Below are 14216 nucleotides of genomic sequence, written 5' to 3' on the forward strand. Positions count from 1 at the left end.
AATTTACAAATACTTCCTTATATGTTTTTTTGGGGAAGCGGCTATAGCCGCTTCCCCAAAAAATGGCATAGTATTTTTCTCTAAGCTTTTGAACAAAGAGCTTTGTTCAAAGGGTTGTCTATGCCATTTTTCGGGGGGCCCACTATATATCTCGTGAAAGAGAACTTCAGACAATAGAAAAGGAGAGATATTCTATAACTTTTGTACCTGAGGATTCTGTAGTCATTCAAATCGAAAATGCTCTAATGCTGGAGGCATTATACGGATCGTTCTGATTGGGGATCAGCGAATACTGGCCTTTATGACATCCCACGCCACATCCCAGCGGATCCGCTCTTGTTCGAGGCGGATGTGTTGACCCAAAGTATTTTCTTTAATCGATTGGTAGAGCTGTTGTTCGCTGTGGGTGAGTAGAGAAAGTTCTGTGGCCGGGTGCGGCGCTTTTTCTTCGCCCCATAAATCGCGATGACTCATCAGCGTGGATTCGTCCATCAGCACGGTCTTCAAGTGGGGGAGGTATGTTCTGGCCCGATGAAGAATGGCAAAGCCATGCGTATCCAGGTCTCCCCAGTAGATACATTGTGCCTGTTGCAGCCAGGGAAGTCGTCCCAGAACGTCAACGGCATATCCCAACCGCATGATGACTACTGTCCCGGGTAGATCAGTAAAGGCAAGGCCGGTTTGCAGGTTCTCTACAATAAAAACTTGTTTAGGCTGTATATCAAGGCCGGCGATCTCCTCACAGGGCGCAGAGATATCGCCAAGGCCACCTAAACGGGCTCTTAAGCTCGGATCAAGAACGCGCATGCGCAATAACTGCGGTTGTGCCCTCAAACCGCAGCGCCTGAAGAAATCACGCTCTCCTGTCGGCTCACCCTGCAGTGTTGCCATCAAGTCGGCGATAAGCGCTTTTCGCGACTCCAGCCATTTGCTGTCGATACCGGCTACCGGAATTTGGCGCGGATAGAGATTTGATTGTGGATGGCAATGAATCCAATCCAGTATGTCTGCCAGTCGGCGGAAATCAGCCTCGCTGTAATCGGCGAGAATATCAAAGTATTTCGGCAACGGCTGTGCCAGCATTGGCCAGCGGGTGGTAAGTGTTTGGTAACGGGATTGCGCTCGTTCCCACCGTGTGGATGCCCCAATCCACAACGACACCTCATCAGCGTTTCGTAACGTCAGTTTCTCTGGCAGTCGCTGGACACCAAGCGCTTTCCACCGCCGCTCACACCACGATAATGTGCCGATTCCTTGCCAGCTTTGCCATGCACTCACCCATGCACGAACGCCATCAATTTGCTTGAGTGCCGCTTGCTCCGTGGGCACACCGAGCGGCACTTCCAGCGGCCATTGATCCTCGCCGGTATCATCGCGCAACCATTCGCGCTTTTTATTGTGAAAGCGGCGGTCAAGCCATTGCCGCACATCTTCAGGTAGCCTCAACACGAACCTCCTCGCGAACGTGCTCCGGCAGTTTCAAGCGTTGGTGATCATCGTCGTATTCAATGAGTAAGACGCCTGACACGCGCCGATCGCTGATGTCCACAAAGCAGGCGCCACCGATGAAAGGTTCAAGGGTCATGACGGATTTCAGCGGTGTGGCGACCACCATCTGAAAGCCGAAATTGGTAAAAATGTTCATCGCCAACGCGGTGAATTCGTTATCCGCCTTATCGAAGGCTTCATCCAGCACGACAGGTGCATACATCGGTACACCGTGGTCGTTCCCGCCCAGTTGATAGCGCAGGGCGGCGGCCAAGCAAGTGGTGGCCAACTTCTGCCGTTGACCGCCCGACTTGCCTGCTCCACTGCGGTAAATCTCGACCTCAACACCGCTTTCGTCGATCTCCCGGCCAATAAACTCCACATGCTGGCGAACATCGAGCACGGTTTCACGCCAGCGTTTCTGCTCGGGTTCCTGACTGGCGAGTCGATCAACAAGTCGTTGCAAGGCCAGGAATCGTGCCTCGGCAAACGCGCGATCCTCTGTCCAGGCATGGCTTAGTGCCTGCTGGATTTCCTGCTTGAATGCTTTGACGTCGGCAAGCTGCCGGTCGCTGGCGTCGATATGCAGATAGGTGCGTTGGTTGGCGCTCTGGTTGAAAGGTACTTGGCCAAGACTGTCGTTGACCAGATCCATCCGTTCCAGAATCGCTTTACGCGCATCGTTTAAGTAGGTGGACAGCGCCGCCAGATTCTGATGGCTTTGGTTTTGCAGCAACTCAAAAAACCGCTGTTCATAAGCGGGCAGGCCATCTATCTCCAGCCGTTCCAGTTTGGCAAAGAAGTCCGGTGCGCTGGCAAGGCTCGTGTCCGTGTCGCCCGCGTCCATCGGCCATTGCCGTTTGAAATCGGCAAAGCAGGTTTCTATCGCCTTCTCGCAGCCGCCAATGTCGCGATGGAGCGCTTCGATTTCCGCATTGAGTGCGCGTTCTACCGAAATGGTCACCTTGTCGAGGTTGTCGAGCCGCACTGTATCTGGCTGCTGGGCGAAGCGCTCGTCCAGACCCGACACCTGTCCGGGTGTTAATGGAACGATGGATACGTCCTGCCGGAGAGATGCCAGTTTCTGATTGCTGGTTTTGATCTGCTCAACAATCGAGTCGTGCTTGCGTATTGCCTGGCGGAGATTCTGCTCGGCATCTTCAACACGCTTCTTTTGCTTCTCAATTTGCGCGCTGAGTTGCAGCAAAGTGGTATTGCCCTCACGCGCCTCGCGGATTTGCCGCTCAATGGTGGCGATGCGATCCAGCAAGGGGAGCAGATCGATTTCCTGCCATTGGAGGTTCACCAGCGTCTGGCACTGCATCACTCGTGTTTGCCGGTTTTTGTCCTGCGCGGCGAGTGTGCCGATCTCCCTGCCGAGGCGTGCAATGATGTCAGCCAGCTCCTGTGCCTGCGCTTGGAAAAGCGCAAGTTTTTCGCGGTTGTCAAATCCGAGCACCCAGTTTCGCCGGTCGGAGACACTTCTGCGGTCGTCTTTTTCGTGCCGGGTTTTGTTGTGCTTAACTTGGCCTTCACGGGTGATGGCGCGATCGGCGCTTCTGAACGACTGAATGGAATCGACACATGCGTAATCGAAGCGTTGTCGCAGTTCGGCCTGCAACCAATCGGCATACGCCCCTTTCTTAACATTTAGCTTGAGAACAAGCGAATTGGTGCCGATGGGCTTGGCCTGCCAGCTCTCCGGACGGCCAGTCCGGTAATACACCAAGCGCTGGCCAAGATGGGTGTTGTTGATGTGATTAGCCAAGGCCGCATACTGACGCTCGTCTACCAAAAGCGAGAGTGCAAATCCATGCAATACGCGCTCAATGGCACCTTGCCATTCGGCCTCGTCAGGCTTTACTTCAATCAGTTCGCCCACAAAAGGCAGCGCCGATTCCGAAACCCCGATGGCGGCGGCAATATTTCGGCGCATGTCCAGCATGTCCGCCGGAATATTCGATGGCTGACGCCGCAGTGCCTCCACCTCTTTCACCGTTTGCGAAAACGCGCTTTCGGCATCCTTTTTTTCTCTGTCCAGACGGAATTGCTCGGCGCGGCTATCGTTGCTGTGCTGCTCCCAATTTTCGACTTCCTGCCGTGCGTTGCCCAATAGTTCTGCGAAGGCTTGCGGCGAATCCGGCAGATTCCAGCCCAGCTTCTTGCACGCTTCTTCGGCTTGATCACGTTTGCGCAGACGTTCTATGCGTTGGCCCTCCAGCCCTGATTTTTCAGCCTCCCATTGCTCAATCTGATCACCGCCTGCTTCACGGTGCTGCCGTTCCAAGTCGCGCAAAGTGGTGGAGTGGTTATCCAGAGTACTTTGACACCGTCTTGCTTCACCTTCTGCACCAAGGACTTGTACCTCCAAAGCGGCAAGATACTCCTCAAGCAAAGCCATACGGCGAGTCTCACGGTAGCCATCCACCCCCAGCCGAAGCGCTTCCCGCCCATTGCGCTGCAACATCAAGGAGTCCCTGCGCTGATATTGCTCCCGCGCCGGTGCGAGCGTTTGAACCTGCTCGCGAGCCGTAACGACCGCTTGGTGGGCCGCATTGAGTTCACCGAATTCGCTGACCAAGCGATCCGCCACCTCGAAAGTATCGGGTTTGTCGAGCATGAAATCACGCAGGAAAGTATTGAGGTCGCCGAGATTTTTGGCCGACTGGGTTTTGTGCAGCAAACGCAGCGCCATTTCGCTCTCGATGCCGAGCAAACGACAGAAGCGTTCGCCATAGGGACGGAATTCGTCGCGGGCAAACGCATCAGGGAAGGACTGCTTGAGCTTGCGAATATCGAAGTTGGATTGGCCGAATTCCTCCAGCTCGCGCAAATCAAAGGCGCGCTGCATGACCAGATAGTGGCGTTTGACATCGGCACTGCCGTTTGCATTGCCGCGCAGCCAAAATACCTGAACCAGCACCACAGACTGACCCAAAGCATTTTGATAGGTTAACGCCAAGGCTGACCAAGTTGTTCCGGTGCGCAGGTAGCGGGTGGCGATCTCTCCTGATTCCCCATCTTTCTGTTCGGCCCACGCACCCCGTATATAAGTGACAAGGTTGCGATCCCTGCCGCTGCGATCTTCCTCGCGTGCCGCTGCGTTGAAATCGACCCAGCGCGGCGGCGTCAGTAACGCTGAAAATGCATCGAGCAGTGTCGATTTCCCCGTGCCGGAGCGACCGACAAACAAAAAGCCGCGCTCGCTGATCGGTATGTCATGCAGACCGGAGAAAGTACCCCAGTTGTAAACCTGCAGGTGAGCCATCCGAAACTGTTCACGGGTGAACAAGAAAGCGGTTTGCGTGTTGGGATTCATAAGTCAGCCCCCTCATCATCTTCCGTTTGCACCAATTGTGCCGGCATTTCTCCGGCCGCCATGCACTGATACAAATGCGTCAGCGCTTGTATTTCCTCTGCCGAGAAAAGAAGCTTCAGCGTCGGCGAAATCTCGAAGCGATCCTCGCTTGCGCGAATTTTCTGCAGGATGCTGTGCTTCTTGATCTTCTCAATGGAGGCATGAACCCGTTTCACGAATCCCGCATGGTCGGTATTGGCAGCGCGCTCATAGAGGGAGAGAAATTCCGTGATTTCTTCCGTTGACACCACGGCACGGTCGCCCTGTGAGTCTGCCTGGGACAATCGTTGGCGAAGGTGAAGCAGCAGGATGGAGTCGATGAAGGTCAGTTGGGCGCGACGCAGCAGGAGAGGTACCTCAAGCTCGCCGGTATCTGCCTGGCGCGTAAAGGCTACCTGAACGTCTTTATCGATAACCAGCTCGAGAAACAACTCGGCAAGGCGCTTGCGGATCACCGCTTCGTCGCGCACCAAAATCGGCCAGAGCTTTGAATACCGGCTTCCGTCAAGCGATGGCCCTGCCAGTAACTGCACCAAGACACGCCGGGTATCCAGCGGCAACTCGCCGCTGTCGCCCATAAACAGAGTGTTGGCGGGTGCTGGAGCGGCATCGGGTGCTTGTGCTTCGGCTGGCATTGCCGCTTCGTCATGCTCATCCCAGTTCATTGATCCGCTCCTGCAAAAAGAAAATTTTGGGGATTTTAGCGCTGCGGCGCTTATCGTCGCCACCAACCCAAGTCACGGTTTCACTATGGTCAGCCTTGAATCCATGCCGGCTGCCCAACGCCAGTAGGCCAACGATACTGCCCAACCCCTGCGCCGCAGGGAATTGTTCCAGTACATCGGCAATCGATGCCTGGGAGCGGTGCGCCAAAACGGCACGCACGTTGGCTTTCAGAGTGCGGAAATCAATCTCGGACTGGGCAACCAATTCACTCACAGACGCCAGATCAATAGGCAGCGCATCTCCTTCCGCCATCTGTGTAGGCAATGCTTGCAGGGAGGGGTCATGCAACACCCATTGGGACAAGGAGCGCAAGCGGCTGCTCGTCAGCGCCAGCGTGTACTGAAGGGTTTCTGTGGCCTTGACTTCGTCCTTAAGCGCTAGTGCTGCGCGCTGCGCATCTTTCAGCAAGTGGTTGAGTCGGCGTTGCTCAAGATATTCGCTACTCTGGACGAAATACTTCAGACTGCGCGCGAACGTTTGCAACACTTCATGAACCATGCCGCCTTGTTCGAGAAGGGTGCGCGTGAGCCGGAGAAGGAATCGCCGCTCTTTGGCTTCAAGCTGCCCCACAAATTCCCGCGACATCACGCTATCCAGCGCTTGTTCAAGCGTGGCCGTCTGTTCCGGATCCGTAAGCAGTCGCCAGAAAGCGGAGAAAGTTCTTCCCGCTTCGCTCTCTGAAATCAGATCAATGCCGGCAAACAGCGAATCCAGCACCTCGCCACGGTTGCCATCGTTATCCAGAATACGCTCACGGAGCTCGCGATTGAGTTGCTCGAATTGATCGCGGACGCGGCGAAAATCACCGGCCAGATCGTCGGCCAAGGTGATGATCTCCCGCGTGCGCTCCAATGCTGTTTCATGGTGCAGCACACGCATCTGCCCCTTGTGGATGGCCTCAATCTCCTTGTCGATGCTGGCTTGCTCGGCCATCAGCCGGTCGATGCGGCTGGATTTGTCGGTGTCGGTATCCTCTGCAAGCCGGGCCAAAGCATCGATAACGAGCGTCAAACGGCTTTCGGTCGCGGCAGAGTGCGGCTGTGCCAAACCAGAAGCAAACCGAATGGCTTCAACAGCTGCCGTGGAGAGTTCATATTCTTCTTCCGAAGCACCGGCCGGGAAGCGCCGTTCCAAAAAACCATCGGTGAGCCAGCTGGCAACATACGCCTGTGCCGTTTGTGGGAAGTCTTCACCTCGGGCGCGCAGCTCTTCGAGATCCCTGGCGATGCGTTCGTGAAAAATGGAGGCCGGAAGGCTTCGCTCACTTTCATACAAATGAGATTGAAGCAGGCCAATAACAGTGGGTCCGGTAGTCGAGGCAAGCAGCCGCCACAGCGGCTGCGCCCGCATGCGCCGATAGATCGCGATGGCTTTGTCTGCTTTCACTTCCATGCTCCAAAGTGCGGACATTTTCCGCTACATAATCAATCATACAACCCACATCATATTATGATTATGAGGCCTTTGCAAAACCTCCATCTGTAGCGCATTCCTGCGTGTATGCTGCTCACTCGCTTAGCTTATCTGCTTGATATGTCTGCGCCGCGCTCACTGTGTTGCTACGCCTTGAGCTGTACCCACATCCGGGGGTAAGGATCCCATTATATTTAGAATCAAAAAATTGCATAGTTATATTTTTCAACTTTTGAAAAAACAAATCTCTATGACATGTTGATAATTGAACAATGAGGTAGTTGATTGAGACAGAAACCACACATGCACCGCAGAATGCGTAGCAAGGTTAAATACTGTGCGAGTATTTTTACCGCCGCAGACAGGGATTTTTGACCAAACATAATGTGTGGGAGTTGATCGTGTTGTTTACGCCGGTCGCGTTTCTGTATTTGCTTGCCGCACATGCGCATCGCCCCATGCTTTCAGGGCGAAAATCACCAGGGCGAGGGTTTGGCCGTAGTCGGTCAGGCGGTATTCCACTTTGGGCGGTACTTCGGCATACACGTGGCGCGCAATCAGGCCGTCGCGTTCCAGCTCGCGCAATTGGTTGGTGAGCATGCGCTGGGTGATATTGGGCAGCAGGCGGCGCAATTCGTTGAAACGCAATACGTTTTCCGTGAGCAGGCGGTAGAGGATGACCCCTTTCCATTTGCCGCCGATCAGCGTGAGTGTGGCTTCCACGGTGCAACCGGCGGCACAGGTGAAGCTTTCATGCGGTATTTTCGGCATGTTGGTTCCTTTTTTGACACTATGTGCACGATATGTGCATTCTTGCGGGAATTGCTGTTGCTCATCAAAATACCGGCTCTTTTTCACAAAATCAACAGGAGCCTTGTATGAAAGCCGTCGGATTCAACCATCCTTTGCCCATTACCCAAACCGAATCCTTGCAGGATATCGAGTTGCCCGTGCCGGAATACGGCGAGCAGGATCTATTGGTGGAAGTACAGGCGATTGCCGTGAACCCCGCCGACACCAAAGTGCGTGCCAACGCCACCCCGCCTGCGGGCAGTTGGCGCATTCTTGGCTGGGATGCTGTGGGCGTGGTCAAGGCGGTGGGCGCGCAGGTGAAGGGTTTTTGCACCGGCGATCGGGTGTATTACGCCGGCGCCATCGACCGCCCCGGCTGTTATGCGCAATGGCAGGCGGTGGACGCGCGCATTGCCGCCCATGCGCCCGCCACTTTGGACGACGAAGCGGCCGCCACCCTGCCGCTGACCGCCATCACCGCATGGGAAACGCTGTTTGAGCGCCTGTGTGTCGGCCAAGCCGTTGCCGGCGCCGCACCGGCCATCGTGATCATCGGCGGTGCCGGCGGTGTCGGCTCCATCGCCATTCAATTGGCCCGCGCCTTGACCGACCTTGTGGTGATCGCCACCGCTTCGCGACCGCAAAGCATCGAATGGGTGAAGCAGATGGGTGCACACCATGTGCTTGACCACCGGCAGGCGCTTGCCCCGCAAATTGCGGCCTTGGGGCTGGGGGCACCTGCTTTCGTGTTTTCTACTACGCATACCGACCGCTATCTGACCGACATCACCGACTTCATCGCCGCGCAAGGGCGCATCGCCCTGATTGATGATCCGCAAACGCTGGACATCGTGCCGCTCAAACGCAAAAGCCTGTCCGTGCACTGGGAATTCATGTTTACCCGCCCGTTGCTGCAAACCGCTGACATGGCGCGGCAGCAGGACATTCTGCGGCAAGTGGCGCATTTGGCCGAGCAGGGCAAAATCATCAGCACCCGCACCCGCTCGCTGGGCACCATCAACGCCGCCAACCTGCGCCAAGCCCATGCGCTGCTGGAAAGCGGGCAGGCCATCGGCAAAATCACCTTGTCGGGCTTTTGAAGGCGGCCTGAAAAAACAACCGCCTGCATGATGCCGGGCGGTTGTTGCATTAACTAGGGTCTGTTGATATAGTGGATTAAAATAAGAATGCCGAAGTAGGGTAAAACGATTCTTTAGCATATCGCCCAATTGCAAGTTTGAATGCAGTTATTTCATTTCGGAGTTTTTATTTGAATTCACTATAATTAACGCAACGGTGGTGTTTTGGGTCAAAGTCCCCCATCTGCTGCGTTCAAAATGCTTGCAAAATGGCCAGTCTTACTGCGCTTTTTGTCTGATATGCGCGTTTTTTCCTCAAAAAACTACTTCGCCGGTCGATTGTCAACAGGCCCTAAAAAGTATGCAGCAAATCCTATCAATAAAGAAATTAGAATTGTCGTCGCAGTACCATCCTTTGTGTCAAATCCATTGAACATAATGCCTCCTATACAAAAAACGAACATGAACACAAGCAGAGAAAAAAAATAACGCGACATGATTGCGAACCTCCAACAAGTACCTTTTGTAGAATTTTATCAATCAGATAAATTGAGTATCTTGCTCAATGGCACATGCATATCGACCTCTCTTGTCAGAAAAGGCAGCATGCTGCCGCATACTGGCCTTTTCTGTTGATGGAAAGTTGCACACTTGTTGGGCGAATGCCAGCTTATTTCACAACAGGCAGTCTGGTGCTTGGGTGGTGTCGGGCATCAATGCCCGACCTACCGTTCTAATGAATTTCGTAAACGCTTACGCCGCAATTTCTGCCGGTACTGATGGGTGCGACTTCATAATCCTTGCCAGCTTCGGGTGTGAAGGTAATTGTATTTCCCGTGCAACCGTTTTCACCTAGGAAAAACAGGTATTTTTTCTCAATACAAAGCGCTTGTGGCGATAAAAATTCCCACCACAAGCGCTTATGGGTGGGAAATTTTATCATTTGCTTTCTGCCATTTCGCGCCGGACGCGGGGCCATCTTCCGGGCAAGCAGCCGCTGTGTATGGTTTGGCGGCCTGAATCGCACTTGCGGGTGCAAACGGCTTTGTATCAGGGTTGTTTAAATGTTTGCGCATGGAGCGGGATTCCCGGAAATGCGCCGGCCACGCTTTGATTTGCTGAGAAAGTATCGGCATTTTTCAGCAAATTGAAGATGAAAATATTATTTCAGCCCCATCCTGCGCTGTTCGCGCACGGTCAAAACCAGGGCCGCGATACTCATCAGGCAAGAAATGATGAAGTTGGGGTGAATGACGGTCAATATTTCCGGAAAACCATCAGGCACAACAAACCCATCCGGCATGGTGCTGGTGCCGGGCATCAGCAGCGCCGGAATGAACATCCCCCAGAAAAGCAAGGGACTCAATCCCGCCACCCATACGGACAGGCGGCTGCCCTTGTCGGCATAGCGCCCCCACAAGGCAAACAGCGTGGCCGCACAGGCCGCCAAGGTCGCGAAATACTGCGCAGCCCAATGAAAGCGTGCGTGGGGCGGCCACATCGGGTTGGTCATATGGCTGCTGTTTACATCCATGAAAGTCGTGATGAAAATGGTGAATGCGGCCACAAAACTCATGCCATACAAAAACGGCCTGCTGAACATGCGCATGGCATTTTCTCCGGAATGCAGTGATAAATGTGGAAAAGAAAAGCGCGGTTTAACCATTCCAATGACGCTGGCCATCAGCAGCAACAGCATGGCCGTCACGGCCAACTGGCCGTGCGGGTTGTCCATAAAACCCTCGCCCATGAAATGATCGATCACGATGATTGCGGGCACTGCGCCCAAAACCGCTACCAGCAAATGCACTTGCAACCACCGCTGACGAAGCAATGCGCCTTTGCTGCGCGCAACAATGGCTATGCCGGAAAGCGTCAGTCCCCAGAACCCCGCCAATAACACCACTTTGGCCTTTCCGGCAGGCGCACCCAACAACTGGGCGAACAAACCGCTGATAAGCAGCGCAAAGCCCAGCAAATGAATGGCTTTCAACCATTTGTGTCCCATATTCCTGTTATCCTTTTTCATGCTTGTCCAACACGGCAGAAAAAACCCAGTCCATCCATTGCTGCTGCGCGGCGGCATCACTGCTGCGCTTCATCTGACCCTCTGTTAGCGGCAAAATGCCCATGGATGAAAAACGCTGCCCCAGCAGAATCGGCGCCAGTGTCGTCAAAATCAGGAACTTGCGCCTGAGGTGATAATCCGCCTCCGTGCCTTCCGGCAGGCTCTGGCGCAGCAGAAATTCAATGCGATCAAAATAGCCTTGCAGCATCAATTTCACATGAGCGCGCACCACATCCACCTGCTCTGCGCAGTCATCCATCATGCGCAAAAACCAGGGCAAATCTGCGCGCAAACTTGCGGCGAATGCCAGCATGAACTGCCTTAAGGCCTCATCGGGTGGCGTGGCCGCATCAGCCTCTTGCCAAAAGACCTGCGCTGACTGGTGCGCTTGCAACAGTGCCAGAAAGAAAACGTCTTTATTGGCGAACAGCTGATGGAACAAGCCCGAACTCAAGCCCGCTTCTGCCGCCAGAACGCGGACAGACAGCTTGCGATAACCCATTTGGGGATAAAGGGTTAAACCTGCTTGAATAAACTTTTCCTTGGCATGGAAAGACATTTCCAAAGCACTCACAAAAGACTGGACAGCTGTCTAGTCTACAAGATGCCTAGACAGCTGTCCAGTCCGGGACGGCCGCCTTGGCGATGCGTTGCAACGGCTCCCGCAGCGTGCCTGTGCGCACATCAGGCCGCTGCGCGCTTCTTGCGTCTGGCGGCAGCCGCCCATGCCCGCTGGGCACCATCAACGCCGCCAACCTGCGCCAAGCCCATGCGCTGCTGGAAAGCGGGCAAACCATCGGAAAAATCACCTTGTCGGGCTTTTGAAGGCGACCTGAAACACAACCGCCCGAATGATGCCGGGTGGTTGTTGCATTAATCAGGAAAATATGGGTATTTTTTCTCAATACAAAGCTCTTATGATGGTAAAAATTCCCGCCATAGGCGCCTAATTGTGAGAAATTTTGTCACCATGATATTGTTGCACTGCAATACAACAGGCGCCTGACAAAAAAGCCACCTGAAAGTTTTCAGGTAGCCTGTATTTACTCCGCGGCAAAGAGGATATCCACCGCGCCTTTGCCGACGGCTTGTTTCAAACCTTCAATATCGCGGATTTTTCCCAAGCGGGTGTAGCTGTAGGCGGAATCAAAGCTTTCATAAAACACCACAATGGTATCGCCCTGCCACAGCATCACGTCGCCCGCTTCGATACGGCCGGGGCGGCTGTCGTTGCGCGGCAGGCTGCGCGGCAGCGGCGCGTGTTTTTCGTTGCCGAGGTGGTCTTGCAGGGTCAGCGTTAAGGGCAGCAGGCGGCGCAGCTCTTGCGCGGCGGCGGTATCGGCCAAATCGGCGGTGAAGCTGCGGTTGTTGATGGTCAGTTGCATAGCGGCTCCTTGGGTTTGTTGGCTGCGTGCGGAAGCGGCAGGCGGTTCGGCACGGCTGTCGGCGGGTGTGCAGGCGCTGCACAACAGAGCGGCAAGTATCAGCAGGCGGACGGTTTTCATGGCGGCTCCTTATGCTGTGGCGATGTTTTTGAGCACGCGGGCAGGAATACCGCCGACGATGCTGTTGGGCGGCACGTCTTTGGCCACCACGGCACCGGCGGCCACGATGCTGTTTTCACCCACGGTCACGCCGGGCAGAATGGTGGCGCCCGCGCCGATCCAGGCGTTTTTCCGAATCACTACGGGTTTGAGAACCAGCCCGCGCCGCTGTGCAGGGTTTTCAGGATGATTAACGCTAAGGATGTTGACGCGCGGGGCGATTAATACGTTGTCTTCCAGCGTGATGCCGCCCAAATCGGTAAACATGGCGCCCGAGTTGATGAACACGTTTTTACCGATGCGGATATGGCGGCCGAAGTCGCTGTAAAACGGCAGGTTGACGTGCAGGCTGTCGTCAATCTCTGTGCCGGTGATGTCGGCCAACAAGGCGCGGATTTGTTCCTGCGTTTTGTATGCGCCGGAAAGTTCGGCGATTTTGGGCGCGTTTTCGGCCACGATGCGGTGGATTTCGGCAAACTCGGGCGAATCGGGCGCGATGATACGGTTGGGCGGAAAGCTTTGCATGATGTGTCCTTAAGGCCGTCTGAAAGGTGCAATGCCTGTCTGAAAGAGTTTTTCAGACAGGCATTTGCCGTTTATTTCAAATTCGCTTGGAAAAACTGCTCGAATTTATCAAACGGGATTTTGCCCGCTTGGTTGTCGTACAAATCCACATGGCTAGCATTCGGAACAATATACAGCTCTTTGTTTTTACTGCCCAAAGCCTTGAACGCATCTTCGCTGAAGTAGCGCGAATGGGCTTTTTCGCCGTGCACCACCAAGGCAGGGGCGCGCAGTTCGGCGGCGTATTGCAAAATGGGCATATTAATCATCGACAGCATGCCGGTGGTCGCCCATGAGCCTGCCGGATTGGAGTTTACGGCACGCGGGTGGAAGCCGCGTTTGGTGGTATAGAAATTGGAATAATCGGCGATAAACTTGGGCGTTTCGGCAGTAATCTGCTCGGCGGTCAGGTTATTGGGCGGCAACAAATCGGCATAGCCGTTTTTCGCAGCTTTCCAGCGAGCTTCGTTGATTTCCTGCTTCATTTTGTAGCGGGCTTCGGCATCGGTGCTGTCGTTATAGCCTTTGGCGGCCACGCGGGTGATGTCGTACATGGTGCTGGTGGCCACGGCTTTAACGCGGGTATCGCTGATGGCGGCGTTGAGCGCAAATCCGCCCCAGCCGCAAATGCCCAGAATACCGATGCGCTCGCGGTTCACTTCGGGCAGCAGGCCAAGATAATCCACGGCAGCGGAAAAATCTTCGGTGTTGATGTCGGGCGACGGCATGTTGCGCGGCTGGCCGCCGCTCTCGCCGGTGTAGGAACCGTCAAACGCCAAAGTAACAAAGCCGCGCTCGGCCAGCGTTTGCGCATACAGGCCGCTCGATTGCTCTTTTACCGCACCGAAGGGGCCGGAAACGGCAATGGCGGGCAGCTTGCCGCCGGCGCGGTTTTTCGGCAGATACAAATCGCCTACCAGCGTGATGCCGTAGCGGTTTTTAAATGATACTTTGCGGTGGGTTACCTTGTCGGATTTAGGAAAGATTTTGTCCCACTCGCGCACCATCGAAACGGCGGCGGTCGGGTCGGCGGTTTGTGCGTAAGTCATGGCGGAAGCTCCGGTTAAGGCCGCGCCCAGCAGCAGCGCGGCGGCAAGGGTTTTTAACGAACGGGGAAAGTGTTTCATGATGCGTGTCCTTGTTTGTTTGCAGTACGATGCCGTGCATTCTACTCCCTGCCCCGC

At 54.7% G+C, this 14216-nt stretch carries 12 protein-coding genes; 2 read left to right on the forward strand and 10 right to left on the reverse strand.

Going from position 1 to position 14216, the window contains the following annotated elements; translation table 11 throughout:
- Nucleotides 1–282: 282 nt before the first annotated feature.
- From H3L92_RS07255 to H3L92_RS07275, 5 genes are all read right to left on the reverse strand, one after another.
- On the reverse strand, nucleotides 283–1446 hold the full coding sequence (locus H3L92_RS07255) for a Wadjet anti-phage system protein JetD domain-containing protein (protein ID WP_085366612.1): 1164 nt from the start codon (nucleotides 1444–1446) through the stop codon (nucleotides 283–285).
- Nucleotides 1433–4807 (reverse strand): ATP-binding protein, encoded by a 3375-nt coding sequence (locus tag H3L92_RS07260; protein ID WP_085366614.1) that lies wholly within the window; start codon nucleotides 4805–4807, stop codon nucleotides 1433–1435. The genes H3L92_RS07255 and H3L92_RS07260 overlap by 14 nt, the downstream gene beginning before the upstream one ends.
- Complete coding sequence (locus tag H3L92_RS07265; protein ID WP_085366616.1) at nucleotides 4804–5511, reverse strand: DUF4194 domain-containing protein; 708 nt, start codon at nucleotides 5509–5511, stop codon at nucleotides 4804–4806. Before H3L92_RS07265 ends, H3L92_RS07260 begins: the two co-directional genes overlap by 4 nt.
- Complete coding sequence (locus H3L92_RS07270) at nucleotides 5498–6964, reverse strand: DUF3375 domain-containing protein (RefSeq protein WP_245945404.1); 1467 nt, start codon at nucleotides 6962–6964, stop codon at nucleotides 5498–5500. Before H3L92_RS07270 ends, H3L92_RS07265 begins: the two co-directional genes overlap by 14 nt.
- Before the next feature lie 429 nt (nucleotides 6965–7393).
- Nucleotides 7394–7756, reverse strand: coding sequence for a winged helix-turn-helix transcriptional regulator (locus tag H3L92_RS07275; protein WP_085366618.1), 363 nt, complete (start codon nucleotides 7754–7756; stop codon nucleotides 7394–7396).
- Nucleotides 7757–7863: 107 nt separating this feature from the next.
- Here H3L92_RS07275 and H3L92_RS07280 point away from each other — a divergent pair, with 107 nt between their 5' ends.
- A complete protein-coding gene (locus H3L92_RS07280; RefSeq protein ID WP_085366619.1) occupies nucleotides 7864–8877 on the forward strand; it encodes a zinc-binding alcohol dehydrogenase family protein in 1014 nt (337 codons plus the stop codon).
- A gap of 1141 nt (nucleotides 8878–10018) precedes the next feature.
- Here the strand turns inward: H3L92_RS07280 and H3L92_RS07285 are convergent.
- On the reverse strand, nucleotides 10019–10864 hold the full coding sequence (locus tag H3L92_RS07285; RefSeq protein ID WP_085366623.1) for a DUF6640 family protein: 846 nt from the start codon (nucleotides 10862–10864) through the stop codon (nucleotides 10019–10021).
- Between the two features lie 7 nt (nucleotides 10865–10871).
- A complete protein-coding gene (locus H3L92_RS07290; RefSeq protein WP_143824361.1) occupies nucleotides 10872–11498 on the reverse strand; it encodes a TetR/AcrR family transcriptional regulator in 627 nt (208 codons plus the stop codon).
- Between the two features lie 71 nt (nucleotides 11499–11569).
- On the opposite strand from H3L92_RS07290, the gene H3L92_RS07295 reads away from it, so the two are divergent.
- Nucleotides 11570–11749: a hypothetical protein gene (locus H3L92_RS07295; protein WP_085366627.1), complete on the forward strand. Its 180-nt coding sequence runs from the start codon at nucleotides 11570–11572 to the stop codon at nucleotides 11747–11749.
- A 218-nt stretch (nucleotides 11750–11967) separates the two neighbouring features.
- Here H3L92_RS07295 and H3L92_RS07300 read toward each other — a convergent pair whose 3' ends face one another.
- The 3 genes from H3L92_RS07300 to H3L92_RS07310 all read right to left on the reverse strand — a co-directional run bounded on the left by H3L92_RS07300 (nucleotide 11968) and on the right by H3L92_RS07310 (nucleotide 14159).
- A complete protein-coding gene (locus H3L92_RS07300) occupies nucleotides 11968–12429 on the reverse strand; it encodes a cyclophilin-like fold protein (protein ID WP_211276422.1) in 462 nt (153 codons plus the stop codon).
- Nucleotides 12430–12438: 9 nt separating this feature from the next.
- The gene (locus H3L92_RS07305; protein WP_085366628.1) at nucleotides 12439–12993 is read right to left on the reverse strand and encodes a DapH/DapD/GlmU-related protein; all 555 of its coding nucleotides are present in this window, start codon (nucleotides 12991–12993) and stop codon (nucleotides 12439–12441) included.
- 71 nt (nucleotides 12994–13064) lie between these two features.
- Complete coding sequence (locus tag H3L92_RS07310) at nucleotides 13065–14159, reverse strand: alpha/beta hydrolase (RefSeq protein WP_085366630.1); 1095 nt, start codon at nucleotides 14157–14159, stop codon at nucleotides 13065–13067.
- Between the last annotated feature and the right edge of the window lie 57 nt (nucleotides 14160–14216).

Origin of the sequence: Neisseria dentiae (genome assembly GCF_014055005.1) — a bacterium.
In the GTDB taxonomy this organism is placed as follows: domain Bacteria; phylum Pseudomonadota; class Gammaproteobacteria; order Burkholderiales; family Neisseriaceae; genus Neisseria; species Neisseria dentiae.

Bases quoted from the DNA above. Each gene is read 5' to 3' on its own strand.
- H3L92_RS07310 (WP_085366630.1), bottom strand. From the start codon at position 14,159: ATGAAACACTTTCCCCGTTCGTTAAAAACCCTTGCCGCCGCGCTGCTG.
- H3L92_RS07285 (WP_085366623.1), bottom strand. From the start codon at position 10,864: ATGGGACACAAATGGTTGAAAGCCATTCATTTGCTGGGCTTTGCGCTG.
- H3L92_RS07280 (WP_085366619.1), top strand. From the start codon at position 7,864: ATGAAAGCCGTCGGATTCAACCATCCTTTGCCCATTACCCAAACCGAA.
- H3L92_RS07300 (WP_211276422.1), bottom strand. From the start codon at position 12,429: ATGAAAACCGTCCGCCTGCTGATACTTGCCGCTCTGTTGTGCAGCGCC.
- H3L92_RS07275 (WP_085366618.1), bottom strand. From the start codon at position 7,756: ATGCCGAAAATACCGCATGAAAGCTTCACCTGTGCCGCCGGTTGCACC.
- H3L92_RS07260 (WP_085366614.1), bottom strand. From the start codon at position 4,807: ATGAATCCCAACACGCAAACCGCTTTCTTGTTCACCCGTGAACAGTTT.
- H3L92_RS07270 (WP_245945404.1), bottom strand. From the start codon at position 6,964: ATGGAAGTGAAAGCAGACAAAGCCATCGCGATCTATCGGCGCATGCGG.
- H3L92_RS07265 (WP_085366616.1), bottom strand. From the start codon at position 5,511: ATGAACTGGGATGAGCATGACGAAGCGGCAATGCCAGCCGAAGCACAA.
- H3L92_RS07305 (WP_085366628.1), bottom strand. From the start codon at position 12,993: ATGCAAAGCTTTCCGCCCAACCGTATCATCGCGCCCGATTCGCCCGAG.
- H3L92_RS07295 (WP_085366627.1), top strand. From the start codon at position 11,570: ATGCGTTGCAACGGCTCCCGCAGCGTGCCTGTGCGCACATCAGGCCGC.